Source organism: Shewanella canadensis (genome assembly GCF_003966225.1).
GTDB lineage: Bacteria > Pseudomonadota > Gammaproteobacteria > Enterobacterales > Shewanellaceae > Shewanella > Shewanella canadensis.
Genome location: NZ_RXNU01000004.1, coordinates 363,172 through 389,679 on the forward strand (window position 1 = coordinate 363,172; position 26,508 = coordinate 389,679).

Here is a 26,508-nt window from a genome sequence, read left to right on the forward strand (position 1 = left end):
ATAAGTAGGGGTAATGAGTCATTACTTCCTCTTATTCGAGACATATCCGACTTCTTTCTGGAGTCGGTATATTCATATTTATGTATCGAGAGCCAGATGAATAAGCTGTTAACTTATGCTACTTTCACTTATGCGACACTCATTTCTACTACTGTTTCTGCCACTTCCATTGCCAATGATATCGAACTCATTTTCCCTCCTAAAGGTATTAGCATAGAGCAAGGATCTGAAAGTGAGCCTTTATATAAATCTGTCGGCTTAGATGTGAAAATTCATGATGGTGCAGCCGTTTACACACTAAATGGAAGTTTCGATATTGGTGATACTTGGCGTGTATTTGGTGAGTATGACAGTAATGAATTTTGGGAAGCGGGTGTGGGGAAAAGCTTCTATAACACATTTATGTTTACTGAATTGACTGCCAAAGTTAATCGCACCGGCTACAGTGCAGGTATTTTTGCTGGTATTCCTGTGAGCGAAACGGTCACCTTGATGGCTGATGCTAATTACAACTGGTATACCGATGAGTTCAGATTTGGATTTAATCTCGGTGATGATCACCAAGGCGAGCTAGGTATTATGCCATCAGATACTGTCGATATAATGCTTGGAGCGTCTTGGAGTGCCAATGAACGATTGAATATTAGCTATAGCTACAACCATGTTTATGATACTCGTGGGGGGACTAGCTGGGTAACGGTTTCTGGGCTTGATGTCGATAGGCAGTGTTTCTTAGATATCAATTGCAATAAGGGCAATTTTAACTATCACGATATTACTCTGACAACTCAGGTGTGGAGATTCTCTCCTTATTTTACCTATACGTATTTTGCTGATAGAGAAAACGTCTATGAGTTTGGTCTTTCATTTAAGTGGTAGTTGAACATTTTCGAGATCTAGCGTTTTAAGTCCAAAGAGCAGGGCGGTATAAAATTATAGAGCAGACAAAGAGCTGCAAAGCTCTCATATTATCTCTAGTGGTTTTTTGTTGATTACTAGGGATTTTTTTATAAAAAAAGATGAGGCATCGCTCATCTTTTTAGTCGTTAACCAGATGTTTGCTTAACGTAAACTACTGTCTAGCTAGACGGTGGTTCTCTGGTGGATTCTCAAAGTCACTGCGATAGGGGTTGATGTCCAATCCGCCGCGGCGGGTATAACGTGCGTATACCGTTAATTTTGCACAGTTACAGAAGCGTTTCAGATCCACAAAAATTCGTTCTATACACTGTTCGTGGAACTCATTATGTTGGCGGAATGAGATAAGATAACGCAGTAGTTTCTCACGATCTATCTTAGGTCCCTGATACCGGATCATCACACTTCCCCAGTCAGGCTGAGAGGTGATGAGACAGTTAGATTTGAGCAGGTTCGAGTTGAGCGTCTCCGCAACTACAGCCTTGTCATCCGTGCTGTCATGCAAATACTCGGGGTTAAAACTGTAATCGTTGACTTCAATGTCGAGATCATCAATACAGGTTCCGGGTAGCTCAACGACACGCTGAGTGGAAAACTGTTTTGGCTCGAGTACTCTGACTAAAACCTCACCTTCAGCACATCGGCTCAAGTCATCAGCCAGCGTGGTTTGAAGCTGGTCTATGCTGTCAAATTTAGTTTGGTTAAAGGTGTTAAGGTAAAGCTTGAATGATTTAGATTCGATCAAGTTCTGACTGTCATAACTTAGATGAAACTCCGCTATCGCAACCATAGGTTTGCCTTTGGCATTGAGCCATGACAATTCGTAACCCGTCCAGATATCGGTTCCATGAAAAGGGAGCGTTTCATTTAGACCAATAGCATCACGGTTAAGTTTACGGGGGACCCCTTGTAGCAGAGATGCATCGTACTCAGCCTGATAGCCTGTCGCTTTACCAAGCGTTAGTTCAGAGAGAGCTTCTGCACCAGTATAAGGATCATGAACTTGTGTCATCAATAGGTTTTCCATGTCAAAATAGCCCTACATTATACTTAAATTTTGGGCATCTGCTAAGTGTCTTCTTTACCTGCATTAGATAATTTTTTTAAAATATATCACCAAGCTTACTTAGAACAGCTAGGTGAATCTCCTCGGTATTATCCCCAAGGTGAAGATTCTGTCTGTATCGAGGGGGAGTTTGATGCCAGCTCGAGTCTCGATGATACGGTAATGTGGCGGCCGGTAAAAAGGCAAGAAAGCGGCTCTTTTCACAATGTCGACAGGGCTCTGGAGATCACTTTACGAACAGAAATCAATGCTTTTTTTGGTGAATATTTTTCGGCACCTCTGATATTTAACTCCAAGTGGGGAGAGGGCGAGTTATTACAAGTCTGGAACGAAACTGATTTTGAGTATTTGCAGCAGAATATGATTGGTCATCTGATGATGAAGCGTAAGCTGAAACAAGCGCCAACCTGGTTTATTGGAGTGTTGGGTGATGGCGATAGGATGCTAACCGTCGATAATAGTGATGGCAGTGTATGGGTTGAGATACCGGGTGATGAGCCCTGTGAAAAACTAAGTGACAGTTTGGATGAGTTTATTGCCTCTTTAACACCGAGAGTGGCTCCGCCTGAGCTTCATATAGAGGAGTCTATGCCTGAGCTTGATCATCCGGGGATCTGGCAGCGTATCAAGTTGATGTGGCGTAATTTAAGAGGTCATTAGATCCTAGGAGCTAGGTCCTAGAATCTAGCACCTTCTTTTAAAGATGATCCCAAGAGATATTTGAGACAATCCTGCAATCGTCACAACGGAAATGAAACATATCCAGAAGTGGTTCGTCGAGTAACCAGTCTTTATTTCCGCAACGTGGACAAGGGCGCGCTTTTTCTGAAGCCAGGTTATCTCCGCCAACGCGATAGAGGTAGTAGTAGGTCGGAATTTTTGTCAGATATTCAATTCGACCTCTTAAATCCCAACCGCGACGAAATAGATCGCTTTTCGGTGATGTTAGCTCCTCCAACGCCGCAAATTCGGCTTTTGTGGCTGCAGCCATCTGCAATTCATCGCAGGCTTGCCATTCAGTTTGCCAACGAATAATGCGCTTGTGATCACCGTTAAATGTCGCCGGAAGTTGATACAGGGGGATCGGTTGCAGCGTGTCACCATTACGAACCGGAGAGCACATATGCACATAACTCGTGTACAGCAGCTGCCAACTGGGTGTTTCGGTACTACTTACCTCTGAATTAATATCTTGCCCGATATACTTTTCTCTTGGAGCCAGAAGTTTAGCTTCCGTTAACTCGCTCAGAGCACGCTCGACCCAAGGGCTATTGAATCGTTTGGCCAAACTGCTCTTCTCAGGCATAAGGAGCCTGGCTTTAAACTCACCATCATTGAAGGCAACGGCGAACTCCCGCCCTAATACTTGACCATTAGCTCGATATGCTTCAAGTAATCCATTGATCGCTTTCTCGGCGGCGGTAATGGTGGTGTTGTCAAAACATTCAAATCTTAGCTCAACAACATGCATTACTTTTCTACCTTATGGTTTTCTTCCAAAAACGTTAATCTCTCATTCATCTCTTTATAAGCAGCCTTTAATTGCATGAGTTCTTTTTTTAGTTCAGCAATTTCAGAATATTCACCTTTTGGCTTAGCTTTTTCCTGCGTCACATGTATCTCAGGAAGTTGATCGATTAAATCCTGTGACATAGATTTATACTGCTGTAACCCTTGTATGAGGATCGGCATCGGGACACTGTTACCAAGCTTGGTTTTGATCAGTGCAAGGCTGGGGGTTTTGCCTGAAGTCGCAATAGATTTTGCTGCGGCTAATACCTGTTCTAATGGGCTCATAGTTAGTTAATTTTCTCATTGGTTAGTCGATATTACTAACATAAAAATTGTTGAATAAATAAAAGCAAATTAAAACAGTATGATACAGATTTGGCCTGCGATTTGCTTTGTCTCTGTTCATCATAATAATGAAACAGGATGACATAGTGAAAACAAATTTAATTGGTTTAGTATTTATTGGGGTAGCAAGCTTAGGCCTAACAGGTTGTGTGCTCAATGTTGGTGACGGTGAATCCGGCTGGGATAACCAAGCGAGCTGGGAGAAATCGCAAACGAATAATAGAGCTAATTTGGCCAGGTTGAATATGGGTATGAGCCGAGATCAAGTGCAGGTATTGATGGGGCAAGCGGATTTCAATGAAGCTTATATTGAGGAAGATAAAGAGGTCCATGTACTCTTTTATCGTACACAACATATGAATGGCGATGGAAAAACCACAAAAGACGAATGTACTCCTGTGGTTATAAGCAATGGTGCGCTAGTAGGTTGGGGTGAAAAGGCGTACGGTAATATCTAGGGCCTGTTGACCTTTCATGGTTGTTTTTGCAGCGAGTTGTTGACCTTTACTCTTTATCTATGAGAGTTAAGCGGAGTGTGGTGTAGAGCAGCTTGGTAGCTGCTCCTGCGTTACTCTACCTTCTGCCTCTGACCTCCATGGATGGAGGAAATGTCTTATTTTGTATGGAACAAAATAGACCATGCAGTCGTACATAAATAAGCGATAACGCAGTAACTCTTGTTGAAATTGGCGGCCAACAAACGCTGCCCTACGGGCTCATCTCAATGGGCTTATTGCTGTGTTACGAGCTTTTCGCTTAACCCATTAGGCGTCATCGCTCAATGCCTTGCACTAAACCCATTGAGATTGAGCAAAATTCAAGTTCGAAAGATAAACAGGTCCTAATCACTTTCTTAACTGGGTGTCTAAATGGTCGATAAGTTCTGACCATTGGGCGTCTTCTTCTATAGACTCCTTCAAGAAACTTTTTTGTGACTCATTCCAAATATCAGACTGAAAAATAAGTACTTTATCAGGAACGGTGTGACTGCTAATAAATTTCTCGATACTCTCCTCACTATTTTCCAAACCGAGTTGTTCGAATAGGTGGCTAAGGTCTTGCGGCGTTGTATCCATCTATGGCTCCAGACTATGAATTAAGGTCGTAATAACAAAAAGACTTATATTAGTATGGAACAAACGCCATAAAGTGACTATTTTTAAAGCGATACGTGATTAATATTTACACTATTCAGCTTGCTTGCTACATTGTTAGATAATTGATCTGGATCAAAGGTTAACATTGATGACAAATGAAGATAACCAACAATTAGAACAGTATCGAGCCGTTTATCTCACTGCTGAAGATCTGCGAGTTGCCGCTTCTATACTCTATAACGCCTACCATGATGATCCGTTTTTTATCGATGCCCTGTATGGGGGCGATCTTGCGATGTACGAACAGAAGTTAAGAGGGGCGATTCGTGAAGAGTTGAACGAATTATGGCAACAGGAGCAGGCCTTAATCGGACTGTTTGATGACGATCGCATGATAGGTGTTGCTTGTATTGTTACACAGCAAGTGCCTTTAGGGGAGGCGAGATACTGGCATTGGCGCTTAAAGATGTTGATCAGTACGGGTTGGCAATCGACTCAAGCCTTAATGAATAAAGAGACCTGCTTATTAGAGCATCTGCCCAGTCCCTGTTGTGGAATTTTACAATTTATCGCCATATCACCGACCGAGCAGAATAAGGGCTTGGGAAGCCAACTTGTTGAAGCCGTCTTGAGTTGGTGTGAAGAGCAACCTGAACTCGATGGGATAGGGGTGTTTGTAAGTGAGCCCAGTCATGCACAGCTATTTAGTAAGCATAGTTTTGCCCTTTTAGAAGCCATATCGATAGGAAACGTAGAAGGGGAGTTACTCTTTTATCGGGGACACGAAAATGAGTAATTTCATCTGTTTATTCAATTAGTTTGCTTTGGCTTCACAAAGTTATCAAATCGGTGATCTCTGTATGTTCAGATGCGTGTGTAAGAGATCTCTCACAAAACCGCAGGTTAAGTTACTCCATATTTGAGCTGTATCGATGTCGCTTTAAAATATTCATTATAATTCAAAGGCTTACAGTGTGCTTCTGAATGTGATAACAATTAACACTTGTAACGCTTATCTTTGTTTTTAAGTTATGCCAGCTTATTTTGTTAAAGTCATTTGAATGCCGTGATACTTGTTTGATAGCTGAGGTGTCTCTATCGGCTAGAGTTATATTCATCAGTGGGATCCTTGAAGCAGAATTGAGGTATTGGACCCTGAGAACCTGATCTATATCCAAAATACAGAGGTATAATCAAAAAGAACAGCTAGATAGATGAGGAGAATACGCTAACGGATGGCGAATATCATTGCGGAGATTGCAGAGTTGATAACCGATAGTAATACAGGGCTATTACTCGTATAGAAGTTGGTTTTTCTTCTTTTATCGAATTTACCAAAGGAGTATTTATTTTACCTATATCCAATCTGCCAGTCTTCTTGTGAGAGATCTCTTACATGAGTGTGAGATATTAGAATTGTTTACGTGTAGTAAAGCCTTACCTTCTTCATTTTATCTAAGTAAGACAGTTGTTTACGATAAACTTCTAAGTAAACATTAGTTTTCACGAATGTTAAAGTTTAGTATTTAACCCGTTTTTATCTCAATTTCCTCTAAAATTTAACTCGTACAAGGAAATATGTAAACGAATGGAAGCGATGGTCAGGATGATCAAAAGTGACTGATGGAACAGCACTGAAAGGAACCTATCAAGGATGAGGCACTCTAGGATGGCGTGCCAGACCTCAACTAGGGAAGGCTAAACAATCCAGGATGGAAGGTTTACTGTCTGGAAGACAGATATTACAGGGAGTGTATTGAAAGGATGCAACAGGGATGTGATTGGATAGGCTTACGGAGTGAGCCAGCTCAGTAAATGGATAACTGAGAACAAGGATGAGTAACTACTTTTATAGTAGATACAGGGAAAAAATGGAGTTTGTAGGGAAATACACGGAAGACGTTGGACACGCTTACGGATGAGCTAGCTCAGTAAATGGATGACTGAGAACAAGGATGAGTAACTACTTTTATAGTAGATACAGGGAAAAAATGGAATTTGTAGGGAAATACACGGAAGACGTTGGACACGCTTACGGATGAGCTAGCTCAGTAAATGGATGACTGAGAACAAGGATGAGTAACTATTCGATTGAGTAGCTACAAGGAATAAAAGGATTTATAGGGAAATACATGGATGAAATTGGACACGCTTATGGAATGAGCTAGCTCAGTAAATGGATAACTGAGATCAAGGAAGAGTAACTACTTTATATAGGTAGATACAGGGAAACAGGATGTTACATGGATGATGCAGGGAGCACATTGAACGCATGGAAGGTGCAGGGAGCACAATAAATAGCGGGATAGCTTAGCAAAAAGATAAAGGGCGCGACTCCATACGGGGCCGCGCTTTTTCTTTTATCCGTAAGATTTAATTTTTAGCTTACAGGCTATAGAATTTATTTACACTTCCCTGAATTACAACTACCGCGAGAGCCACAACTGCCTCCCACTGAGCCGCGAGCTTCTGGTGCCTCTAGCCATTCGGGCTCAGGGAATATTGGCCATTGTACTTTCTGAATCTTTTTTCCGTGCATCCAAATATGAGCCCGATATTGGTTAATGCCGTCAGTACTAAACTCGAGAATATATTTAGCTTTCCAGGTAAGGCCACTGCTGCCACCTATGCTAGGTCTTGCCGACTCCATTGCAATAGCAAGTAGTTGTACCTTCTGTTTCTGGCATTCACGTTCAGCAAATACCCGGCTAAGTTCGGCCATCTGTCGAAGTTGCCAGAAAAATGCTGCAATAACAACGAGTGCAACAATAAGTAAAAAGTCTGTCATCATGCTTTTGTAACCTTAAATAATCCACCAATGGCAGCAGATAGCTGCGGACTTCTATTCGGGTTACGAAGCTCGGCAAGCATTTGAGTTCGTAACACTGGGATCACCACAATATCAGCAAAGATTTGATTAAAGAAGTGCTGTTCCTGCGACGCGAGTGCTTCTAAGTAAATTGTGCGGGTTGCATCGTGTTTAAGTACTGTCCAGTTTCTGGCGGCTATGGTGATCAACGCATCGGCATTGAGTAACTGAGCTTCGGCCAGATGTAAGACGGCCTCTTGAGTCAGTGATGAATGTGATGCCAGCGCTCTTAGGTAATAGAGTTTAATTGTCTTATCAGCAGCGATTAACTTAGCTAATATGATTTCAGCCAGTTTTTTATCTATTGTTAAATGCTCCAGACACTGACAGATTGCGATCTGTACTTCTGTCGAGGCATATTCAAAACAAGCTTGAAGGTGTTTAAGGTGATCTAATTCATTGGAACGAACACAGATGTCCGCAATGCCCTGAAGCCCAATTTCTTGCCAATTTTCCGCCTTCACCTGCCCTGAAATATATTGGTAGGCAAACTCATATTGAGGTGAGGCTTTATCACCTAGCTGCTTACGTACCAAGGCGTTAAATATGGCGAGTTTTTCTGCCGAAGGTTTAAATGCAAATGGGTGGTTTGCCAATTTCTGCTGCTGTTCTTCTGACAGTGTCTGAGCCGGGTCTCGTCCAAGAGCCTCCACAATCATCTTTATAAATTGGGTTCTTGGTGCTGGTGATAGCAAGCCTCGTTCATCTAATGGTAATTTTAAAAACCAGATATAGTGTTGTTGGCTGGCATCCCAAAATACGATTGCAAATTGAGCATGTCCTTGTAGCGGGGATGGATAAGGCGAGTTCAGGTTCTCTATTTCGTTAAACGCCATCATATCGATGTGCTGGACTCTTCTTCCCATATCATAGACTTGGAATTGTGTATTAGCTGTTGTCAGGAACTGGCTGAGGGTCGTTATCTGTGTCATATGGCTGCCGTAACATCGATGTTCTACTATTTAATGGGGCTATTATACCCAAGCTACTTCAAGATGCGAGTTTACGAACAGCCATGGGATAGCCGAGCCTGCTTGTGATTTTTGCAGCGCTTCTTCCCTTATCGATAGATAGTGAGAATATAAGTGAGATGGTATAATGGTTTGCTGAATAGAGTGGCCAGAGGCTAAAAATGTGTTCTATATGTCTCCCCCCTCATTTGTGTTGATTAGAAGGTGTGTTAAGTGCTCTATTTAAAGACGATTGAATTACTTGATAAATTAGAGGGTGAGCTTAAGCTGCAATTACTATGGTCCTCAGAGAAACCCTCACAGGAAGCCATGAATGATAACTCGCCTTTTAGTTGTGAGGCGATGTCATTTGAGAATTGGGTTCAGTTTATTTTTATACCTAAGATGAAAGATTTGATAGACAGAAGTCAGTCTTTACCCACCAATATTGCAATAGCACCTATGGCCCATCACGTATGGAGTAGCAAGCAAAACTTACATACTTTGATTTTTATTTTTGACAATTTGGATACATTGCTCAGTGAACAAAGATAACATGTTAGAAGAGACAGTTGAGAAAGATCTATATTGTGCAGAGTCTCCGGAAACTGTAGAAGATGCTGACGAAGAGTCTGCGCCTGAAATTGAGATTTTGTTTGAAGATGATGATGTGGTGGCTATTCATAAACCGGCTGGTCTGTTAGTGCATCGCTCTTATCTTGCACGTCGCGAGCGTTTTTTTGCAATGCAATTAACTCGCGATAAAGTGGGTTGTCATGTATTTCCTGTACACCGACTCGACAGACCGACCTCGGGGGTGTTGCTGTTTGCCAAAAGCAGCGAGATGGCCAACAAATTGTGTGAGCAGTTTGAAGCTAAAACCGTAGATAAGCATTACTTAGCCATTGTCAGAGGGAATATGCATGAAGCCGACACCTTAGATTATGCGCTTAAAGTGGAGCTTGATGATCACGGTGATAAAGATGTTGATCCTAATAAAGCGGCGCAAGAGGCGGTAACCAGCTATCAGCCCCTCCTTAATACTGAAATTCCCTATCCGTCGGGACGATATGCATCGAGTCGATATGCGCTGGTAAAGTTAACGCCGCATACCGGGCGTAAGCATCAATTACGTCGTCATATGGCGCATTTAAGACACCCCATTGTCGGCGATACTACCCATGGTGATGGTAAACAGAATAAATTTTTCAGGGAACACTTCTCGATGAACCGGTTATGGTTGATTGCTAAGCATCTCTCTTTCGACCACCCAAGAAGTGGCGAGCGTATAACGATTGAAACAGAGCTTGAGGAGCAGTGGTTCACCTTGTTTGACGCGTTTGGCTGGGATGAAGATAAGTTAGCGACGGATAGATCTTATTTAATTGCGTAAGAAATAAAACGGCAGCATATATTGTCTGTTTAGCGGTGACAGTTACGAGGTTGGGCTTGCAAGGCTTCTTAATGTGTTCAGAGCACCCATAAGAACATGAGTAGCCTACAATCAATAGGTTACTCTTTTTTTAATGACTTTTATCTCTTGTGCCTTTACTTCTTATGGCTTTTATTTCTTGTGACAGGTTTCATGGTGTTGTGTGGTTTTATCATCTGAATGCACGGATTGTGAGGGAGCATTCAAGGTATTGCCGGATTGAACCGTTCGAAAAAAACACATGCGTCTGATGTGAGCTGAGCGATGAAGATGTTTCAGGTGCTTTTGGCGATTAGAATGGCGCATCTTATTGAGTCCTTGAAACTTCAATTGAATCAGTTGGCATGATGCTGTCAATAAAGTATTGTTTGGATTATAAGTCTAAATTGAACACAGAGCGATCTGAAATATGAGAAAAGTGAATCTGATTTTTGGAACTGTCTATGGCAATGCTCAATTCGTAGCTGAAACCTTATGTAATGAGCTTCAATGCGAAGGTCGAGAGGTGGCATTGTTTCAGCATGATGAATTAGGTGGTTTCATTCCTCCGCAAGATGAAGTTTTATTGATTGTTTGTTCAACGACGGGGCAGGGAGATGTTCCGGAAGACATACTTCCTTGGTTTGAAAATATTAAAACTACGGCACCTTACCTTCCAGAACTTAGGTATGGTGTGATCGCCCTTGGCGACTCTAGTTACGAAACTTTTTGTCGGGCAGGCATACAGTTTGATGAACTGTTCACTGAATTAGGTTCGCAGCGAATTGGTGATATTTTAAAAATAGACGCCTGTGAAACAATGGAACCAGAGGTAGAAGCAAAGGCATGGCTGCAAAGCTGGAAAGATCTAATCGACATGGAAACCGTTGCTTAAGTTATATTAATCAGCATTGGTTTAAATTTGCGCAAAGACTCAGTCAGGCGTTGTTGATCCCTATTGCCATTTTACCCGCAGCAGGGGTCATGATTGGTTTGGCCAGTAACCCCATCCCATTTATTCCTGAGCCGTTGTCGGTACTCATGTTAACTGTGGGTAATCTCATTTTCACCATGATGCCTATGTTATTTGCCGTCGCGGTATCGATAGGTTTTTGTAAAGATCAGGGCATCGCTGCATTCAGTGCTGTATTTGGCTTTGGTGTATACCTCTCAAGCATGGCCGCCTTGGCTGAAGTGTATCAAGTGCCAACTCGTACCCTGTTGGGGGTTGAGACCATAGATACCGGGATTGCCGGAGGAATGCTTGTTGGGGCCGTAACATGTTTCGCGGTAAATCAAAGTCAAAAGTTACGTCTTCCGGCGGTTTTTTCTTTCTTTGAAGGAAGGAGAAGTGCCCCTCTGTTAATGATCCCTTTCAGCATCATTCTTGCCTATCTGCTTATTCATATCTGGCCGTCGATGTCCTTATGGATTGAGCGGTTTTCCAATTGGGTCGTATATCAAAAGCCTGCTGAAGCCTTTGCGCTGTATGGTGCAGTAGAAAGACTACTTATCCCATTGGGATTACATCATATCTGGAACGCGCCGTTTTATTTAGAGATGGGACAATACGTCAAAGATGGGGAAGTGATAAGAGGTGAAGTGGCTCGGTACCTTGCCGGAGATCCGCTTGCCGGAAATTTGGCTGGTGGTTACTTGATAAAAATGTGGGGGTTACCTGCAGCTGCTCTGGCTATCTGGCGTTGTGCCGATAGAGGTCAGAGAAATAGAGTCGCTGGCATTATGATATCTGCAGCCTCTGCTAGCTGGCTTACCGGTGTTACTGAGCCTATCGAATTTGCGTTTATGTTTATTGCACCTCTGTTATTTTTACTGCATGCCTTGATGACGGGGCTCGCTTATGCGGTATGTATTACGCTTGAAATTCATCACAGTATTGTATTTTCCCATGGGCTGGTTGATTTTTCTCTGTTGTTTGGTAATGCTAAAAATAGCGAGTGGTTTTTGATTTTAGGACCATTGACGGCAGTGATTTACTACCTGATTTTTAGAGGGGCTATTTTACTCTTTAACCTCAAAACACCCGGACGAATGGAGCAAGAAAACAAACCTCAAGCCGGCTTACTGACGATTGTCAGGGCGCTTGGAGGGGCCGATAATATCCTCGATTTAAGTGCTTGTTTGACTCGATTAAGAATAAGTGTAAAGCAACCTTTATTGGTCGATAAATTAAGGTTGAAACAGTTGGGTGCCAAAGGGGTTGTCGTTGTCGGCAATGGTGTGCAGGTTGTTTATGGTACTAAGGCCGAAAGTATACGCCGACTATTACAAAGATATATCGATACACGTTCATAATTATATTTGTAAACATTTATTTTAACTTTAGTTTGGGGAAATGGAGATGGAACGTAAAGTATTGATCACCGACTGTGCTGATGCACAGGGGTTAATAACGAAAATCACTGGAGTATGTTTTAAGCATCATTTAAATATCATAAAAAATAGTGAGTTCGTTGATAATGCTCAAGGACGATTTTTTATGCGAACTGAGCTTGAAGGAGACTTCAATGATGCACTCATTTTATCCGATATCGATGAAGTGTTACCTGAGTCAAGTCACGTCAAATTAGTCAACATGGCTAAGAAACGAGTGGTTATTTTAGTGACTAAAGAGGCGCACTGTCTCGGCGATATTTTGATGAAAGCCTATTACGGTGGTTTGGATATTGAAATTGCCGCGATTGTCAGTAATTACGATAGTCTGAAACCGTTAACGGATAAGTTTGATATTCCTTTTCACTATATTTCTCATGAAGGTGTGTCTCGCCTCGAACATGAGGAAATGATGAGTAAAGTGATAGACAAGTATCAACCAGATTACCTTGTTTTGGCAAAGTTTATGCGTATTTTAACGCCTGAATTTGTAGAGCAATTCCCCAATCGAATTATCAATATTCATCACTCATTTTTACCAGCATTTATCGGTGCGGCTCCTTACCGACAGGCTTGGGAGCGTGGGGTGAAAATTATTGGTGCAACGGCCCATTTCGTTAACAATTGCTTAGATGAAGGGCCAATAATTAAACAAGATGTCATTCCTGTCGACCACAGTTATAGCGCTGAAGATTTGGCCCGGTGTGGGCGAGATGTTGAAAAAAGTGTACTAAGTAAGGCGTTACAATTGGTATTGCATGAAGAAGTGATCGTGTATGGGAATAAAACTGTCGTTTTTTAAATCAGAGATTGGTATCTAATTATGGCTAAGTGTTGATATGAATTCTGGACGTATCTCAAAGTAACAAATTATGTGTCTATCGTTATTATCTTTTACACTTTAACTCTGAATCTGTAATGGGTTTCTTGATAGTTTAAAATAAAAAAACAGCCTCATTTGAGGCTGTCTTCATTTTTCTGACCAATAATAAGGCTTAATAGTTTACTGCCAATAACTCGTCTGAACTATAAGTCATAGCCAAATCTTTAATCGTTACTTGACCTTTCATATATGGCGCAATCTTACTGGCTGTTCTATCTGCACCATGACTCAATGCAAATTGATGATAACTCTGTCCATTACAGACTAAGCGAGGGAAGACTCTCTGCTTGTTAATACGATAGCCTTTCATCGTATCGTTGAATTTAAACAGACTGTTACTGGCTCCTGCTTTACAAACTTGTATCAATGTTTTTTCAATCTGAGGAGACATGGCTGCTGAAGCATTAAAAGCAAGTGGGGTCAGGATTATAGCTGCGATAGCAATGAACTTTTTCATGGTCGCTCCTAGCGTCTTTTATTCAGGGTGTGTTATTGAGTAAAGACCCTTTTCGGCTGAAATGCTGTAAGCGATTTGTAGCTAAGTGTATCGAAATGTGCAGTTGGGATCAGACTGTTTCCCTGAGTAACAATTTGTGTATTTCGACAAATTGGCATAAAAAATACTACCTGAATGGGCATAAAAAATCCCACCTGAAGTGGGATTTTGTTTGTCTTGCATTAACCCTTGAAGTTCAGGGGAAGGGTGGGGTTAGTCAACGATTCTTAACAGTTCGTTGATACCCACTTTACCGCGAGTCTTAGCGTCAACTTTCTTGACAATAATAGCGGCGTAAAGATTATAGGTTCCGCATTTTGAAGGTAAGGTCCCTGAAACGACGACCGAGCCAGCCGGCACTCTTCCGTAATGGACCTCACCTGTTTCACGGTCATAGATACGTGTACTCTGTCCAAGATAAACGCCCATGGAAATAACGCTACCCTCTTCAACGATTACGCCCTCAACGACTTCAGAACGTGCACCGATGAAACAGTTATCTTCGATGATAGTTGGCCCTGCTTGTAATGGCTCCAACACGCCACCAATGCCAACACCGCCAGATAGATGAACATTCTTACCTATCTGAGCACAAGAGCCCACAGTGGCCCAGGTATCGACCATTGTACCCTCGTCAACATAGGCACCAAGGTTCACATATGAAGGCATTAGAACCGTGTTCTTGCCGATGAAAGAGCCTTTACGTACCGTGGCTGGCGGAACGACGCGGATAGCTTCCTCTTTGAAGCGAGCTTCATCGTAATCGGCAAATTTCATGGGAACTTTATCGAAGTATTTCGTTTCGCCACCATCGATAACACCGTTATCGAAGATACGGAAAGAGAGCAGAACGGCTTTCTTTAGCCACTGATGTACGTGCCATTGACCATCAATTTTCTCAGCAACTCTAGCTTCACCTTTATCAAGCATGCTAATTACTTTTTCTACATCAGCACGAACGCTCGGATCTACTGAGTTAGGGCTTATTTCTGCGCGAGCTTCAAAAGCTGCCTCTATGCGTTGGCGTAAAGCCTCCATTAACGTCTCCCAATTGTGTTATTGACTGAATCTGGTTTAAAAAAGTTATATCGATCGGTATTATATACACAAGCCACTAAAAAGTGCTGCCGAGATATGAATATGAAAGAGTGAATTAGAATAACTCACTCAGAATTCATATATTGGATGCACTGTTTGTTTGAGTCCTGCTTATAGATTGTACTGCAAGTGTTAATATTGAGCTGGCTTTGTGAGTGCAGTGATTAAGTTCTGTCTCAACATCTCTTGTTGAACTTCATTAAGCTGCTCACCCTCGGTATTTTGCAGTATAAAAAAATCTTCTGCTCGCTCACCAATGGTAGTTATTTTTGCTGCTGATAATGTGACTTGGCATCGATAAAAAATATCTCCCACTTTTGCTAAAAGCCCCGGGCTATCGAGTGCTATAAGCTCCATCATGCTGGTGCCATGGCGCCGAGAGGGCAAAAAATTGACCTGAGTTCGCACGCTGAAAGGTTTCATTTTCCGTGAAAGCTTCTTAAATTTTGGCAGCTTAGATGTGTCACTGTTTAGCGCTTTAATGAGTGTCTTTCTAAGCCCTTGAATTCGGGATATCCGCGATACCGGGCTACCATCCTGCTCTAAAATGACAAAAGAATCTAGCACATATTGATCTTTAGAGGCCATGATTCCGGCGTCGTGAACATTGATGTTTTTGTTGTCTAGCACGGCCATCACGGTCGCGAATAGCTTGGGCTTATCTTTTCCATAGATGAACAACTCAGTGCCACCTCTCGTCGTGTGCTTAGATATTATGACCAGAGGTTCATCTTGCTTATGTTTAAGAATGGCTTCTGCGTGCCAGGCTATCTGATTAGGCTGATGGCGTAAAAAATAATCGGCCTTAAATCGCTGCCATAATCCATCCAGGCTTTTCTCTTTCACACCACGCCTGAGCAACTCTTTTTTCGCCTTTGCCTGATGCTCCCTGACTCGAGCACGAATATCGACGGGCTTCTCTTTGCCTCGGGCTAACACGCGTTGTGTGGAGAAATAAAGATCCCGCAGTAAAGAGCCTTTCCAATTGTTCCAGGTCTTTTCATTGGTGGCACAGATATCGGCAACGGTTAAGCAGTAAAGGTAGCTCAGGTGTACCGCATCTCTGACTTTATCAGCAAAGTCGGCGACCACATCGGGATCGGAGATATCGCGTCTTTGCGCGGTGACAGACATCACCAAGTGATTTTCAACTAACCATGCAACCATTCGGCCATCGTGATCGTTGAGCCCATGGAGTTTACAGAAATCGAGTGCATCAACAGCTCCGAGTTTACTGTGATCGCCGCCACGTCCTTTCCCTATGTCGTGAAACAGCGCCGCCAGCACGAGCAAGCCTTTTTTCGGCAGTTGGTTGATGAGCACGGAGCCTAATGGAAATTCATCTTTCTGTTCAGTTTGAGCGAAGCTCTCAATATTCTGCAGGAGTCTATGGGTATGCTCATCGACCGTATAAGCGTGAAAAAGATCGAATTGCATCTGCCCCTCAATATCTCGCCAGGCGGGTAGATATGAAGATAAAACACCATGTCGGTGCATCAAGGACAAGGCGGCGATGCCTCTGGGATGACGCAATATCTCAGAGAAGACCGCTCTGCATGCTGGGAGGTTCAACAGTGGTTGCGTCTGGGCGCGTCGGGCCTTCCTTAAGCTTCTCAAGGTCGGGGCATAAATACCCTGAATATTGGAGTTTTTTGCCGCATGGAGAAACAGCGTCATTAACTGGACCGGGTCATCAAAAAGGTTTTCTGTGATACTTTCTATAAACTTACCACGCAGTTGAAAGTCGTCGTCGATCTTTTTAATTTCAAGGGCTTTAGTATGACCCAGAGTGGCACGTTTAAAAAGCTGAAGTAGCATCTGGTTCAGCTCCATCACACGCCTTACGGTGCGATAGTAGCGTTTCATCATCTGCTCCACACCAAGTTGTGTCGCATCTTCGTAGCCCAGAAGGTCTGCCACTTGGCGTTGAAGATCAAACAATAAACGGTTTTCATCCCGTCCGGAGATCAAATGCAGCGCAAACCTTAATTCCCATAAGAAGGACTGACACTCGAGCAGTTCATCGAGCTCATCGGACTCGAGAAACCCATGGCCGACGAGCGCTTCAATGTTGGCAGCATCAAAGTAGCGCATAGCAACCCAGGAGATGGTATGGATATCTCTTAAACCGCCAGGACAGGTCTTGATATTAGGTTCAAGATCGAATGCGCTTGCCTTAGCGTGGCGTGCGATCTGCTCGTCACGTTTGGCGATGTAAAAATCACTTGCGGGCCAAAAGTCATCGGCTCTGATACTCAGGTGTAAAGATTGATACAGTGCCTGAGGGCCGCAAAGTAATCTTGCTTCGAGAAGATTAGTGGCTATGGTGATGTCGTGTCGCCCTTGCTCAAGGGTTTGAGCCAGGCTGCGAACACTGTGACCGACCTCCAGGCCTGCATCCCATAAAAAAGCGATATATCGGCTTAATGCCTGCTCGGCTTTGGGGGATAGTTCTGTCTCAATCAAGAAAAGAAGGTCGACATCGGATTGGGGGTGTAGCTCGGCGCGGCCATAACCTCCAACGGCAATGAGCGCGATGGGAAATTGATCTAACTGATGCTCTTGCCACTGTTGCTGTAACAATTCATCGACGAATTGGCATCGTTGTGCGACTAAGTTTTTGATCGACTCCTCATGACGAAAGTGGGTGAGGAGGTCATGGTTTTGTGAGAGTAGCTGAGCTTTGGCGAGTTGAGCTGATTCCGTGGTCATCGATGCCCTTGAGCTGGTTAGTTCACTGGCTTAACGTACAAATAGATAAGCCAGTGCGGATTATAGTTCTAATAAACTAGTGATTAATCACTCTTGGAAAGTCCTCTTCTTCACGAAGAGTAAGTACTTCGACTCCGGTTTTAGTGATCAGCAGTGTGTGTTCCCATTGAGCTGATTTTTTACCATCTGAGGTCGTTACTGTCCAGTTATCATCTTTATCGAGAATACAAGTATGGCGACCGGCATTGATCATAGGCTCGATAGTGAAGCACATGCCCGGGCGTAGGACGGTTTTGTCGCTGTTTTTATAATGCATGACTTGAGGCTCTTCGTGGAAACCGGCGCCAATGCCATGACCACAATAATCTTTTACAATGCTGTATTTTTCAAGACCTGTTTTCTTCGTCTTAATAAATTTCTCAACTATGGTACCGATTTCGCCTAGTTTCATACCTGGACGAACCTTACGGATGCTGGCATAGAGGCTCTCTTGAGCGATGCGGCAAAGACGCGTATCTTTAGCGCTGACATCACCAATCAAAAACATCTTCGAAGTGTCACCGTGGTAACCATCTTTGATGACCGTGATATCGATATTAAGAATATCGCCATCTTTTAACGCGCGTGAACTTGGGATCCCATGGCAGATCACTTCATTGATTGAAGTACAGATAGACTTTGGAAAACCGTGATAGTCGAGAGGGGCTGAGGTTGCGCCATGTTCTTCTGTAAATTTAGCGCAGATGTCGTTCAGTTCATCTGTTGTAACACCCACTTTAACAAAAGGTGCCACCATCTCTAAAACGTCAGCCGCTAATTTGCCAGCTGCACGCATTTTCTCGATCTCTTCTGCACTCTTTATTACTATACTCATTTAACTGTCTCTCGTGTGTCTTTTCATGGCGATTTCGGCGAGCATATTTTACATCAAAAGAGAGCGAAAATTTGTGTTTGCTCTCTTAATATGGTATAAAGCGCGCCGTTATGTTTGACTCTAACCCGTTTTTGGCTGATGCAAGATACTCTCTATTCAATAGGATTCTATTCAATAGGATGGAGATTCAAGCAAAATGCTTAAGCGGTTAAAGTTAAGATGGCGGCCATTATACATGGCTATTTATTAAATACTAAATCACACACGTTTCGACACATTCTTCGGGGTGCCTACATAGGTCGAAGATATGGGAAGCGTGGAGGTCTAACCCCCAACAATTTAAGGTAATAAAATGACTACAGTTTCAATGCGCGACATGCTACAAGCCGGTGTTCACTTCGGTCACCAGACTCGTTACTGGAACCCAAAGATGAAGCCTTTCATCTTCGGTGCTCGTAATGGTGTTCACATCATCAACCTAGAGCACACTGTGCCTATGTTCAATGAAGCACTTGCTTTCATCAGCAATGTTGCATCAAAGAAAGGTAAAGTTCTTTTCGTTGGTACTAAGCGTGCAGCAAGCGAAGCTATCAAAGAATCTGCTATCTCTTGTGAGCAGTTCTATGTCGATCACCGCTGGTTAGGCGGCATGTTGACTAACTGGAAAACAGTTCGTCAATCAATCAAGCGTCTTAAAGACCTTGAGAGCCAGTCTGTAGACGGTACTTTCGACAAGCTTACTAAGAAAGAGGCGCTAATGCGTACTCGCGAGCTTGAGAAATTAGACAAGTCTCTTGGTGGTATCAAGAACATGGGCGGCCTACCTGACGTTATCTTCGTTATCGGTGCTGACCATGAGCATATCGCTATTAAAGAAGCTAACAACTTAGGTATTCCAGTTGTAGCTATTGTTGATACTAACTCTTCACCAGATGGTATCAACTACATCGTTCCTGGTAACGATGACGCAATGCGTTCTATCCGTTTGTACACTCAATCTGTTGCTGCCGCTGCTAAAGCTGGCCGTGGTCAAGATCTAGCTGTACAGGCTGAGCAAGACGGTTTCGTCGAAGCTGAATAATTTGGTTTGATGCTAAGCATCTCCAAAATTAACTAAGCGACATGATAGGAAAACAGGGGCGCTTTTCACCTTAGGTGGTAACTGCCCCTGTTTTATATCAATTGAATTTTGAATTATCTGTAGAGGATTTAACAATGGCAATTACTGCTGCCCAAGTTAAAGAACTTCGTGACCGCACTGGCGCTGGCATGATGGATTGTAAGAAAGCATTGACTGAAACTGATGGTGACATCGAACTAGCAATTGATAGCATGCGTAAGAGCGGTGCTGCAAAGGCTGCCAAAAAAGCAGGTAACATCGCTGCTGAAGGTACAATCCTGATTAAGAATGGCGAAGGTTACGCTGCACTTTTAGAAGTTAACTGTCAAACTGACTTCGTTGCAAAAGACGCAAACTTCCTGGCATTTGCAAACGCTGTTCTAGAGGTTGCTGCTGCATCTAAAGTCACTATCGAAGATTTGAAAGCACAGTTTGAAGAGACGCGTGTTGCACTCGTTACTAAAATCGGTGAAAACATCAACGTTCGTCGCGTTGAGTACATCGATGGTGCAAACCTTGCTTCTTACCGTCACGGTGAGCGCATCGGTGTAGTTGTTGCTGGTGAAGCTGAAGAAGAGACACTAAAGCACATTGCAATGCACGTTGCTGCTTCTAAGCCTGAGTTCGTTAACCCTGAAGATGTTCCAGCTGATCTTGTTGAAAAAGAGAAAGCACTTCAGATCGAAATCGCTATGAACGAAGGCAAGCCTGTAGAGATTGCTGAGAAAATGGTTTTCGGTCGCATGAAGAAGTTCACTGGTGAGATCTCTCTTACTGGTCAAGCTTACATCATGGAACCTAAGAAAACTGTTGGCGCAATTCTTAAAGAGAAAAAAGCTACGGTATCTAACTTCGTTCGTTTAGAAGTTGGCGAAGGTATCGCGAAGAAAGAAGAAGATTTTGCTGCTGAAGTAGCTGCACAAATCGCTTCTACTAAGGCTTAATCTCCTTATGTAGCACCCCTAAGGCCGTAGCATTTGCTGCGGTCTTATCGTATCTATTTCCCTATCGGCATCAATTCAGGACAATAAAAATGAGCACGAATCCTAAACCTGCATTTCGACGTATTCTTCTAAAGCTTAGTGGTGAAGCCTTAATGGGCCAAGAAGGCTTTGGTATCGATCCTAAAGTATTAGATCGTATGGCTCAGGAGATTAAAGAACTGGTTGAGCTCGGCATTCAGGTAGGTGTTGTTATTGGTGGTGGGAACCTATTTCGTGGCGAAGGACTGGCACAAGCTGGCATGAACCGTGTTGTTGGTGACCATATGGGTATGCTTGCAACTGTGATGAATGGCCTGGCTATGCGTGATGCTCTGCACCGTGCTTATGTCAATGCTAGACTGATGTCTGCAATTCCTTTGAAGGGCGTGTGTGACGATTATAACTGGGCTGAAGCGATTAGCTTATTAAAGTCTGGTCGTGTAGTTATTTTTGCTGCGGGAACGGGTAATCCTTTCTGCACCACAGATTCTGCTGCGTGTCTGCGTGGTATCGAAATTGAGGCCGAAGTCGTCATTAAAGGAACCAAAGTAGACGGTGTCTATTCAGATGATCCGGTTAAGAACCCAGATGCAGTAAAATACGATGAAATGGGTTACGATGAAATTCTCGACAAAGAATTAAAAGTGATGGATCTGGCAGCATTTACTATGGCTAGAGATCACAATATGCCATTATTGGTATTTAATATGAATAAACCTGGTGCCCTTCGTCGTGTAATAATGGGTGAGCAGGAAGGTACAATGATCAAGGCTCAACCAGCCGAGTGATAAAGACTCCGGTAGCTGAAGCTGAGTGTTCAATAAAAGAATAAGCAATTAGTGAATTAGAAAGGATATTTATCGTGATAAACGAAATTAAAAATGATGCAAAATCACGCATGGAAAAGTGCGTTGAATCCACTAAGACCCAAATGGCTAAAGTTCGTACTGGCCGTGCACACCCAAGCCTATTAGATACAATTAAAGTCTCTTATTACGGTTCAATGACACCGCTTAAGCAAGTCGGTAATGTATCGATTGAAGATGCACGAACTCTTTCTGTCAATGTTTTCGATAGTACGATGATCAAAGCCGTTGAAAAGGCAATTATGAGTTCTGACCTTGGACTTAATCCTATGTCTGCTGGTGCAACTATCCGTATTCCACTTCCGGCATTAACGGAAGAGCGCCGTAAAGATCTGATTAAAGTCGTACGTGCCGAAGCTGAAAATGGCCGTATCTCTGTGCGTAACGTTCGTCGTGATGCTAACTCAGACGTTAAAGCTCTTGAAAAAGAGAAAGAGTGTACAGAAGATGATGTTCGTCGTACTGAAGATGACGTTCAGAAATTCACCGATGCTCACATCAAGCAGATCGATGACATATTGACTGCAAAAGAAGCAGAGTTGATGGAAGTCTAATCTAGGACTAAGAAACTAGAGTTCAGACGCCGTGTAGCGGTATACTACACGGCGTTTGTCTATTTTAAGGGTTGTAATAGATGTCAATCGACTCCCAATCTAGTTCAGTATTCACTCCTGAGGAGGTCGCTGAACTTGTGAAACTGTCAACTCCCAAGCACGTAGCCATCATTATGGATGGAAACGGACGTTGGGCACAGGCACAAGGGAAACCCAGAGTGATGGGGCACCGAGCCGGTGTAAAGGCTGTACGTCGTGTAGTGAGCACTGCCAGAGAGATGGGAATCGACTCGCTGACACTGTTTGCCTTCTCGAGCGAAAACTGGCGTAGACCCGATAAAGAGGTCACGCTGTTGATGGAACTGTTTTTTACTGTTCTACAACGTGAAATTAAGTTACTGCATAAAAATGGTGTAAGGCTAAATATCATCGGGGATATTAGTCGTTTCCCGGAGCGTTTACAGAAACAGATCGCATCGGCTGAGGCGAAAACTGCCGACAACTCTGAGTTGATTCTTAACGTTGCGGCGAACTATGGAGGCCGTTGGGATATCATGCAGGCGGCTCAAACTTTAGCTAAAAAGGTCGAGTCTGGTGAAATGAACAGCAGTCAGTTCACCGAAGAGGCGCTAAATGAACATTTATGCATGCAAAATCAGCCTGAAGTTGATTTAATGATCCGCACTGGCGGTGATTTCCGTATCAGTAATTTTATCTTATGGCAGGCTGCCTATGCCGAGTTGGTATTTACCGATACTTTATGGCCGGACTTTGATGAAAATGCGTTCAGGCAGACGGTAGCCACTTTTGCATCTCGTCAGCGTCGTTTTGGCTTAACGGGATGCCAGATCGAATCTATGCAGGCTCAGAAATAATTTTTAGAGGGATATTTTTTGCTAAAACAACGAATAATAACAGCAATCTGGTTAATTCCCTTGGTTTTGGGGGCTATTTTTTGGCTTCCTACGGAATACTTTTCATGGGCTTTGATCCCTGTATTCCTGATTGCGGCCAAGGAGTGGGGACAGATAATTGATAAACGCTGTCAAATAACACAATGGAGCTTTACCGTCACCATAGGTGTATTACTGGTCGGGTTAAATATTTTTGTGCCTACGGATGAGCTTTGGTTTAAAGGGCATCTTCATCCAGTCTACCTTTCGGTTATCTTAATCGGTGCAATGTGGTGGGCAATCTCTTTTCTTTTAGTCCTCTCATTTCCGAAGAGTTCGGCGATGTGGCAAAAAAGCCACATGTTCAAGTCGATGTTTGGACAGTTGACGCTAATCCCATGCTTTGCCGCATTAATCGCCTTGAAAGGCTTAAGTTCAGAGGCGGCTCCCTATTACGGTGGAACACTCGTCTTTTTGGTTATGCTCGTCGTTTGGGCGACTGATTCCGGGGCGTATTTTGCGGGGAAAGCATTAGGTAAACACAAGTTGATGCCCAATGTGAGTCCGGCTAAAACCATTGAAGGCTTACTGGGTGGTTTGGCAACCAGCATGATTGTTGTTTTCGGTATCATGACAGTTTCTCCCGAACAAGAGCTTGGGCTGGTGGTCGTTGTCACTCTATTCGTCGCGCTTGTTTCCGCTGTCGGTGACCTTTCCGAGAGTATGTTCAAACGAGTAGCCGGTATTAAAGATTCAGGTACAATTTTACCCGGGCATGGGGGGATACTCGATCGCATCGATAGTTTAACTGCCGCGCTGCCTGTGTTTACTCTTATCTATATTGCATTTTGGATGTAACCCATGCAGAGAATGGTAATTTTAGGTGCGACAGGTTCTATTGGCTCTAGTACGTTAAGTGTCATAGAAAGCAATCCAGATGCCTACAGTGTGTATGCTTTGGTCGCTAATACCAGTGTCGACAAAATGCTCGAACTGTGTGAGACACATCGCCCTCAAATTGCTCATATGGTCGATGGACAAGCGGCCAAGTCACTCAAGCAAAGATTACCTACAAGTCTGAATGTTGAAATCACAACTGGCGAAGATCAACTGGTTGATATCGTCAGTGCAAGTGGTGTAGACAGTGTGATGGCTGCGATTGTGGGCGCAGCGGGTCTAGTGCCTACATTAGCGGCGGTTAAAGCCGGCAAACGTGTATTGCTTGCCAATAAAGAATCATTAGTCATGTCTGGTCGACTCTTTATAGATGAGATTAGGCGATCGGGTGCTCGGGTTCTTCCCGTCGATAGTGAGCACAATGCGATTTATCAGGCTCTTCCAGAGTCTCTGCAGAACAACATAGGTTACTGTGAGCTTGAGAAAGCAGGTGTTTCTCATATTCTCCTCACTGGATCCGGTGGTCCGTTTTTAACCTCTGAGCTTGCTTCTCTGGCCTCTATGACTCCTGCACAGGCTTGTAAACATCCTAATTGGTCGATGGGGCGTAAGATCTCTGTCGATTCAGCGACCATGATGAACAAGGGATTAGAGTATATAGAGGCGCGTTGGTTGTTTAATGCAGCCGATGAGCAGCTTAAAGTCGTTATTCACCCACAGAGTGTTATTCACTCTATGGTGCAGTATTTAGATGGCTCTGTTATAGCTCAGCTTGGTAATCCCGACATGCGTACGCCTATCGCTCACTGCATGGCGTACCCGCAAAGAATTCAATCCGGAGTTGAACCTTTAGACTTTTTCAAAGTCGGACAGTTAAGCTTCTTAGAACCCGATTTCAATCGTTTCCCCTGTTTAGCATTGGCTATGGAAGCTTGCAAGCAGGGGCAAGAAGCGACTACGGTTGTCAATGCCGCCAACGAAATATCTGTACAGGCATTTTTAGAAAATAAGATTAAGTTTACCGATATTGCTAAAGTGAACGAAGCCTGCTTAAGTCAGGTTGCACCGCAGTCGTTGAACAGTATTGAAGATATTATTAGGTTAGATCTTCAATCGCGCACCTATGCTGCAGAATGGGTTAATAAAATTTAAGTAATCTCTGAGGAAGGGAATGATAGATTTTTTATGGAACTTGGGTTCCTTTGTCATCGCTTTAGGCATGCTGATCACGGCACACGAATATGGTCACTTTTGGGTCGCCAGGCGTTGTGGCGTTAAAGTCGAACGTTTCTCTATCGGCTTCGGTAGAGCAATTTGGCGTAAAGTCGGGCAAGATGGCACGGAATATGTGCTTGCCATGATTCCACTCGGTGGTTATGTCAAAATGCTCGACGAACGCGTCGAGGAAGTACCTGATGAATTAAAAGACCAAGCGTTTAATCGCAAAAGTGTTTGGAAACGAATCGCAATTGTGGCAGCGGGTCCCTTAGCCAACTTTATTTTTGCTATCTTTGCCCTCTATTTCATGTATTTAATTGGCGTCCCGTCATTAAAACCAGTTATCGAATCTACTCAGCTTAATACTCCGGCTGCTCAAATTCAGGTTGATGAGCCTATGCTTATTACCTCTGTTGGCGGTAACACGGTTAGAAACTGGGAAGAGGTGACGTATGCCCTAGTGGGACATATTGGTGATCCTGAGATTGATATCTCAGTGTCTCCTATGAGTCGTAGCAATGATTATTCTGACACTGAAACCGTATCCAGAGGGACTCACTACACCTTAGATACTAAAGCTTGGCAGTTTGACCCTGAAAAGGAATCACCGATAACGTCTCTGGGATTAGGTATATTCAGACCTGAAATCACCCCTACTTTAGGTTTAGTCTCCCCTGATGGTGCAGCAGCTGCGGCTGGCATTGAGGTTGGAGATACCTTAGTTGCGCTCAACGGCGAACCTTATGGCGAGTGGGATGATTTTGTCTATACGATTAAGTCTTCACCTAACCAAGCCGTACAGGTCACAGTAAGACGAGATGGTGAGCAATTACAGTATAAAGTGATACCTCAGGCGCGTGAAAACGCTCTAGGGGAAATGGAGGGGGTGATTGGTGTTGCTCCTACTCAGGCCGAATGGCCGGAGAATATGCAACTACAGCTAGAGTATGGTTTCATTGAGTCATTCGGCGTTGCAGCAGATAAAACATGGCAACTTGTCGTCGTCAGCATTAAGATGATTGGCAAGTTGGTTACCGGCGATGTGTCGGTGAAGAATTTAAGTGGACCAATATCGATTGCACAAGGTGCAGGAAGTAGTGCTAACTATGGTTTGGTTTACTTTTTAGGTTTCCTCGCATTGATCAGCGTAAACTTAGGCATTATTAATTTACTGCCTTTGCCGGTGCTCGATGGAGGACACTTGTTATATTACTTCGTTGAAGTGATCACAGGCAGGCCTGTACCCGAGAAGATACAGGAAATTGGATTCAGATTTGGGGCAGCTATGCTGCTAATGTTGATGAGCATAGCGCTTTTCAACGATTTCTCCCGACTCTGAGCAAGACACACAC

27 protein-coding genes are annotated in these 26,508 nt (G+C 43.4%); 17 read left to right on the forward strand and 10 right to left on the reverse strand.

The features are described 5' to 3' along the window. The first annotated feature begins 96 nt into the window (after positions 1–96). On the forward strand, positions 97–879 hold the full coding sequence (locus tag EKG38_RS09980) for a hypothetical protein (protein WP_126520102.1): 783 nt from the start codon (positions 97–99) through the stop codon (positions 877–879). Positions 880–1,072: 193 nt separating this feature from the next. Here the strand turns inward: EKG38_RS09980 and queF are convergent, their stop codons facing one another. Beyond that, positions 1,073–1,930, reverse strand: coding sequence for an NADPH-dependent 7-cyano-7-deazaguanine reductase QueF (gene queF / locus EKG38_RS09985; RefSeq protein ID WP_185826825.1), 858 nt, complete (start codon positions 1,928–1,930; stop codon positions 1,073–1,075). A gap of 60 nt (positions 1,931–1,990) precedes the next feature. Here queF and syd point away from each other — a divergent pair, with 60 nt between their 5' ends. Beyond that, the gene (gene syd, locus EKG38_RS09990; protein ID WP_126520104.1) at positions 1,991–2,644 is read left to right on the forward strand and encodes a SecY-interacting protein; all 654 of its coding nucleotides are present in this window, start codon (positions 1,991–1,993) and stop codon (positions 2,642–2,644) included. 37 nt (positions 2,645–2,681) lie between these two features. Here syd and EKG38_RS09995 read toward each other — a convergent pair whose 3' ends face one another. Both EKG38_RS09995 and EKG38_RS10000 read right to left on the reverse strand, forming a co-directional pair. Continuing rightward, positions 2,682–3,455 (reverse strand): Zn-ribbon-containing protein, encoded by a 774-nt coding sequence (locus EKG38_RS09995; protein WP_126520105.1) that lies wholly within the window; start codon positions 3,453–3,455, stop codon positions 2,682–2,684. Continuing rightward, complete coding sequence (locus EKG38_RS10000; RefSeq protein WP_126520106.1) at positions 3,455–3,781, reverse strand: hypothetical protein; 327 nt, start codon at positions 3,779–3,781, stop codon at positions 3,455–3,457. The genes EKG38_RS09995 and EKG38_RS10000 overlap by 1 nt, the downstream gene beginning before the upstream one ends. Positions 3,782–3,909: 128 nt before the next feature. Here EKG38_RS10000 and EKG38_RS10005 point away from each other — a divergent pair, with 128 nt between their 5' ends. Next, positions 3,910–4,299 (forward strand): DUF3192 domain-containing protein, encoded by a 390-nt coding sequence (locus tag EKG38_RS10005; protein WP_126520107.1) that lies wholly within the window; start codon positions 3,910–3,912, stop codon positions 4,297–4,299. Positions 4,300–4,686: 387 nt separating this feature from the next. On the opposite strand, the gene EKG38_RS10010 is transcribed toward EKG38_RS10005, so the two are convergent. Next, positions 4,687–4,917: a DUF2789 domain-containing protein gene (locus tag EKG38_RS10010; protein ID WP_126520108.1), complete on the reverse strand. Its 231-nt coding sequence runs from the start codon at positions 4,915–4,917 to the stop codon at positions 4,687–4,689. A gap of 169 nt (positions 4,918–5,086) precedes the next feature. Between EKG38_RS10010 and EKG38_RS10015 the strand changes: the two genes are divergently transcribed. Next, the gene (locus tag EKG38_RS10015; protein ID WP_126520109.1) at positions 5,087–5,734 is read left to right on the forward strand and encodes a GNAT family N-acetyltransferase; all 648 of its coding nucleotides are present in this window, start codon (positions 5,087–5,089) and stop codon (positions 5,732–5,734) included. 1,605 nt (positions 5,735–7,339) lie between these two features. On the opposite strand, the gene EKG38_RS10020 is transcribed toward EKG38_RS10015, so the two are convergent. Both EKG38_RS10020 and EKG38_RS10025 read right to left on the reverse strand, forming a co-directional pair. Next, entirely contained in the window at positions 7,340–7,729 is a 390-nt protein-coding gene (locus EKG38_RS10020; RefSeq protein ID WP_126520110.1) for a DUF3301 domain-containing protein, read from the reverse strand. Further along, positions 7,726–8,739 carry a DUF3549 family protein gene (locus tag EKG38_RS10025; protein ID WP_126520111.1) on the reverse strand — a complete coding sequence of 338 codons (1,014 nt, stop codon included), beginning with the start codon at positions 8,737–8,739 and terminating at the stop codon, positions 7,726–7,728. The genes EKG38_RS10020 and EKG38_RS10025 overlap by 4 nt, the downstream gene beginning before the upstream one ends. Before the next feature lie 252 nt (positions 8,740–8,991). Here EKG38_RS10025 and EKG38_RS10030 point away from each other — a divergent pair, with 252 nt between their 5' ends. The 5 genes from EKG38_RS10030 to purU all read left to right on the forward strand — a co-directional run bounded on the left by EKG38_RS10030 (position 8,992) and on the right by purU (position 13,364). Further along, on the forward strand, positions 8,992–9,312 hold the full coding sequence (locus EKG38_RS10030; protein WP_126520112.1) for a YqcC family protein: 321 nt from the start codon (positions 8,992–8,994) through the stop codon (positions 9,310–9,312). Continuing rightward, a complete protein-coding gene (gene truC, locus EKG38_RS10035; RefSeq protein WP_126520113.1) occupies positions 9,299–10,150 on the forward strand; it encodes a tRNA pseudouridine(65) synthase TruC in 852 nt (283 codons plus the stop codon). Before EKG38_RS10030 ends, truC begins: the two co-directional genes overlap by 14 nt. A gap of 448 nt (positions 10,151–10,598) precedes the next feature. Then, positions 10,599–11,063, forward strand: a complete 465-nt coding sequence (locus EKG38_RS10040) for a flavodoxin (RefSeq protein WP_126520114.1) — start codon at positions 10,599–10,601, stop codon at positions 11,061–11,063. Then, complete coding sequence (locus tag EKG38_RS10045; RefSeq protein ID WP_126520115.1) at positions 11,015–12,484, forward strand: PTS transporter subunit EIIC; 1,470 nt, start codon at positions 11,015–11,017, stop codon at positions 12,482–12,484. Before EKG38_RS10040 ends, EKG38_RS10045 begins: the two co-directional genes overlap by 49 nt. Positions 12,485–12,530: 46 nt before the next feature. Continuing rightward, positions 12,531–13,364, forward strand: a complete 834-nt coding sequence (gene purU / locus EKG38_RS10050; protein WP_126520116.1) for a formyltetrahydrofolate deformylase — start codon at positions 12,531–12,533, stop codon at positions 13,362–13,364. A gap of 193 nt (positions 13,365–13,557) precedes the next feature. Here the strand turns inward: purU and EKG38_RS10055 are convergent, their stop codons facing one another. The 4 genes from EKG38_RS10055 to map form a co-directional block, all read right to left on the reverse strand. Beyond that, positions 13,558–13,902 (reverse strand): DUF3718 domain-containing protein, encoded by a 345-nt coding sequence (locus EKG38_RS10055; protein WP_126520117.1) that lies wholly within the window; start codon positions 13,900–13,902, stop codon positions 13,558–13,560. A gap of 252 nt (positions 13,903–14,154) precedes the next feature. Then, positions 14,155–14,979, reverse strand: a complete 825-nt coding sequence (gene dapD / locus EKG38_RS10060; protein WP_126520118.1) for a 2,3,4,5-tetrahydropyridine-2,6-dicarboxylate N-succinyltransferase — start codon at positions 14,977–14,979, stop codon at positions 14,155–14,157. Positions 14,980–15,171: 192 nt separating this feature from the next. Continuing rightward, positions 15,172–17,751, reverse strand: a complete 2,580-nt coding sequence (glnD, locus tag EKG38_RS10065; protein WP_126520119.1) for a bifunctional uridylyltransferase/uridylyl-removing protein GlnD — start codon at positions 17,749–17,751, stop codon at positions 15,172–15,174. 76 nt (positions 17,752–17,827) lie between these two features. Then, positions 17,828–18,625 carry a type I methionyl aminopeptidase gene (gene map / locus EKG38_RS10070; RefSeq protein ID WP_126520120.1) on the reverse strand — a complete coding sequence of 266 codons (798 nt, stop codon included), beginning with the start codon at positions 18,623–18,625 and terminating at the stop codon, positions 17,828–17,830. A gap of 352 nt (positions 18,626–18,977) precedes the next feature. On the opposite strand from map, the gene rpsB reads away from it, so the two are divergent. The 8 genes from rpsB (at position 18,978) to rseP (ending at position 26,495) form a co-directional block, all read left to right on the forward strand. Then, positions 18,978–19,706 (forward strand): 30S ribosomal protein S2, encoded by a 729-nt coding sequence (rpsB, locus tag EKG38_RS10075; RefSeq protein WP_126520121.1) that lies wholly within the window; start codon positions 18,978–18,980, stop codon positions 19,704–19,706. 134 nt (positions 19,707–19,840) lie between these two features. Further along, positions 19,841–20,689, forward strand: coding sequence for a translation elongation factor Ts (gene tsf / locus EKG38_RS10080; protein ID WP_126520122.1), 849 nt, complete (start codon positions 19,841–19,843; stop codon positions 20,687–20,689). An 89-nt stretch (positions 20,690–20,778) separates the two neighbouring features. After that, the gene (gene pyrH, locus EKG38_RS10085) at positions 20,779–21,516 is read left to right on the forward strand and encodes a UMP kinase (protein ID WP_126520123.1); all 738 of its coding nucleotides are present in this window, start codon (positions 20,779–20,781) and stop codon (positions 21,514–21,516) included. Positions 21,517–21,590: 74 nt separating this feature from the next. Continuing rightward, positions 21,591–22,148, forward strand: a complete 558-nt coding sequence (gene frr / locus EKG38_RS10090; protein WP_126520124.1) for a ribosome recycling factor — start codon at positions 21,591–21,593, stop codon at positions 22,146–22,148. A gap of 80 nt (positions 22,149–22,228) precedes the next feature. Continuing rightward, the gene (gene uppS / locus EKG38_RS10095; RefSeq protein WP_126520125.1) at positions 22,229–23,023 is read left to right on the forward strand and encodes a polyprenyl diphosphate synthase; all 795 of its coding nucleotides are present in this window, start codon (positions 22,229–22,231) and stop codon (positions 23,021–23,023) included. A gap of 18 nt (positions 23,024–23,041) precedes the next feature. Then, positions 23,042–23,899: a phosphatidate cytidylyltransferase gene (locus tag EKG38_RS10100; protein ID WP_126520126.1), complete on the forward strand. Its 858-nt coding sequence runs from the start codon at positions 23,042–23,044 to the stop codon at positions 23,897–23,899. Between the two features lie 3 nt (positions 23,900–23,902). Then, positions 23,903–25,090, forward strand: a complete 1,188-nt coding sequence (ispC, locus tag EKG38_RS10105; RefSeq protein ID WP_126520127.1) for a 1-deoxy-D-xylulose-5-phosphate reductoisomerase — start codon at positions 23,903–23,905, stop codon at positions 25,088–25,090. 19 nt (positions 25,091–25,109) lie between these two features. Beyond that, complete coding sequence (gene rseP, locus EKG38_RS10110; protein WP_126520128.1) at positions 25,110–26,495, forward strand: sigma E protease regulator RseP; 1,386 nt, start codon at positions 25,110–25,112, stop codon at positions 26,493–26,495. Positions 26,496–26,508 lie beyond the last annotated feature (13 nt).

Bases quoted from the DNA above. Each gene is read 5' to 3' on its own strand.
- EKG38_RS09980 (WP_126520102.1), top strand. From the start codon at position 97: ATGAATAAGCTGTTAACTTATGCTACTTTCACTTATGCGACACTCATT.
- queF (WP_185826825.1), bottom strand. From the start codon at position 1,930: ATGACACAAGTTCATGATCCTTATACTGGTGCAGAAGCTCTCTCTGAA.
- EKG38_RS09995 (WP_126520105.1), bottom strand. From the start codon at position 3,455: ATGCATGTTGTTGAGCTAAGATTTGAATGTTTTGACAACACCACCATT.
- EKG38_RS10000 (WP_126520106.1), bottom strand. From the start codon at position 3,781: ATGAGCCCATTAGAACAGGTATTAGCCGCAGCAAAATCTATTGCGACT.
- EKG38_RS10005 (WP_126520107.1), top strand. From the start codon at position 3,910: ATGAAACAGGATGACATAGTGAAAACAAATTTAATTGGTTTAGTATTT.
- EKG38_RS10010 (WP_126520108.1), bottom strand. From the start codon at position 4,917: ATGGATACAACGCCGCAAGACCTTAGCCACCTATTCGAACAACTCGGT.
- EKG38_RS10015 (WP_126520109.1), top strand. From the start codon at position 5,087: ATGACAAATGAAGATAACCAACAATTAGAACAGTATCGAGCCGTTTAT.
- EKG38_RS10020 (WP_126520110.1), bottom strand. From the start codon at position 7,729: ATGATGACAGACTTTTTACTTATTGTTGCACTCGTTGTTATTGCAGCA.
- EKG38_RS10025 (WP_126520111.1), bottom strand. From the start codon at position 8,739: ATGACACAGATAACGACCCTCAGCCAGTTCCTGACAACAGCTAATACA.
- EKG38_RS10040 (WP_126520114.1), top strand. From the start codon at position 10,599: ATGAGAAAAGTGAATCTGATTTTTGGAACTGTCTATGGCAATGCTCAA.
- EKG38_RS10045 (WP_126520115.1), top strand. From the start codon at position 11,015: ATGGCTGCAAAGCTGGAAAGATCTAATCGACATGGAAACCGTTGCTTA.
- purU (WP_126520116.1), top strand. From the start codon at position 12,531: ATGGAACGTAAAGTATTGATCACCGACTGTGCTGATGCACAGGGGTTA.
- EKG38_RS10055 (WP_126520117.1), bottom strand. From the start codon at position 13,902: ATGAAAAAGTTCATTGCTATCGCAGCTATAATCCTGACCCCACTTGCT.
- dapD (WP_126520118.1), bottom strand. From the start codon at position 14,979: ATGGAGGCTTTACGCCAACGCATAGAGGCAGCTTTTGAAGCTCGCGCA.
- glnD (WP_126520119.1), bottom strand. From the start codon at position 17,751: ATGACCACGGAATCAGCTCAACTCGCCAAAGCTCAGCTACTCTCACAA.
- map (WP_126520120.1), bottom strand. From the start codon at position 18,625: ATGAGTATAGTAATAAAGAGTGCAGAAGAGATCGAGAAAATGCGTGCA.
- rpsB (WP_126520121.1), top strand. From the start codon at position 18,978: ATGACTACAGTTTCAATGCGCGACATGCTACAAGCCGGTGTTCACTTC.
- tsf (WP_126520122.1), top strand. From the start codon at position 19,841: ATGGCAATTACTGCTGCCCAAGTTAAAGAACTTCGTGACCGCACTGGC.
- pyrH (WP_126520123.1), top strand. From the start codon at position 20,779: ATGAGCACGAATCCTAAACCTGCATTTCGACGTATTCTTCTAAAGCTT.
- uppS (WP_126520125.1), top strand. From the start codon at position 22,229: ATGTCAATCGACTCCCAATCTAGTTCAGTATTCACTCCTGAGGAGGTC.
- ispC (WP_126520127.1), top strand. From the start codon at position 23,903: ATGCAGAGAATGGTAATTTTAGGTGCGACAGGTTCTATTGGCTCTAGT.
- rseP (WP_126520128.1), top strand. From the start codon at position 25,110: ATGATAGATTTTTTATGGAACTTGGGTTCCTTTGTCATCGCTTTAGGC.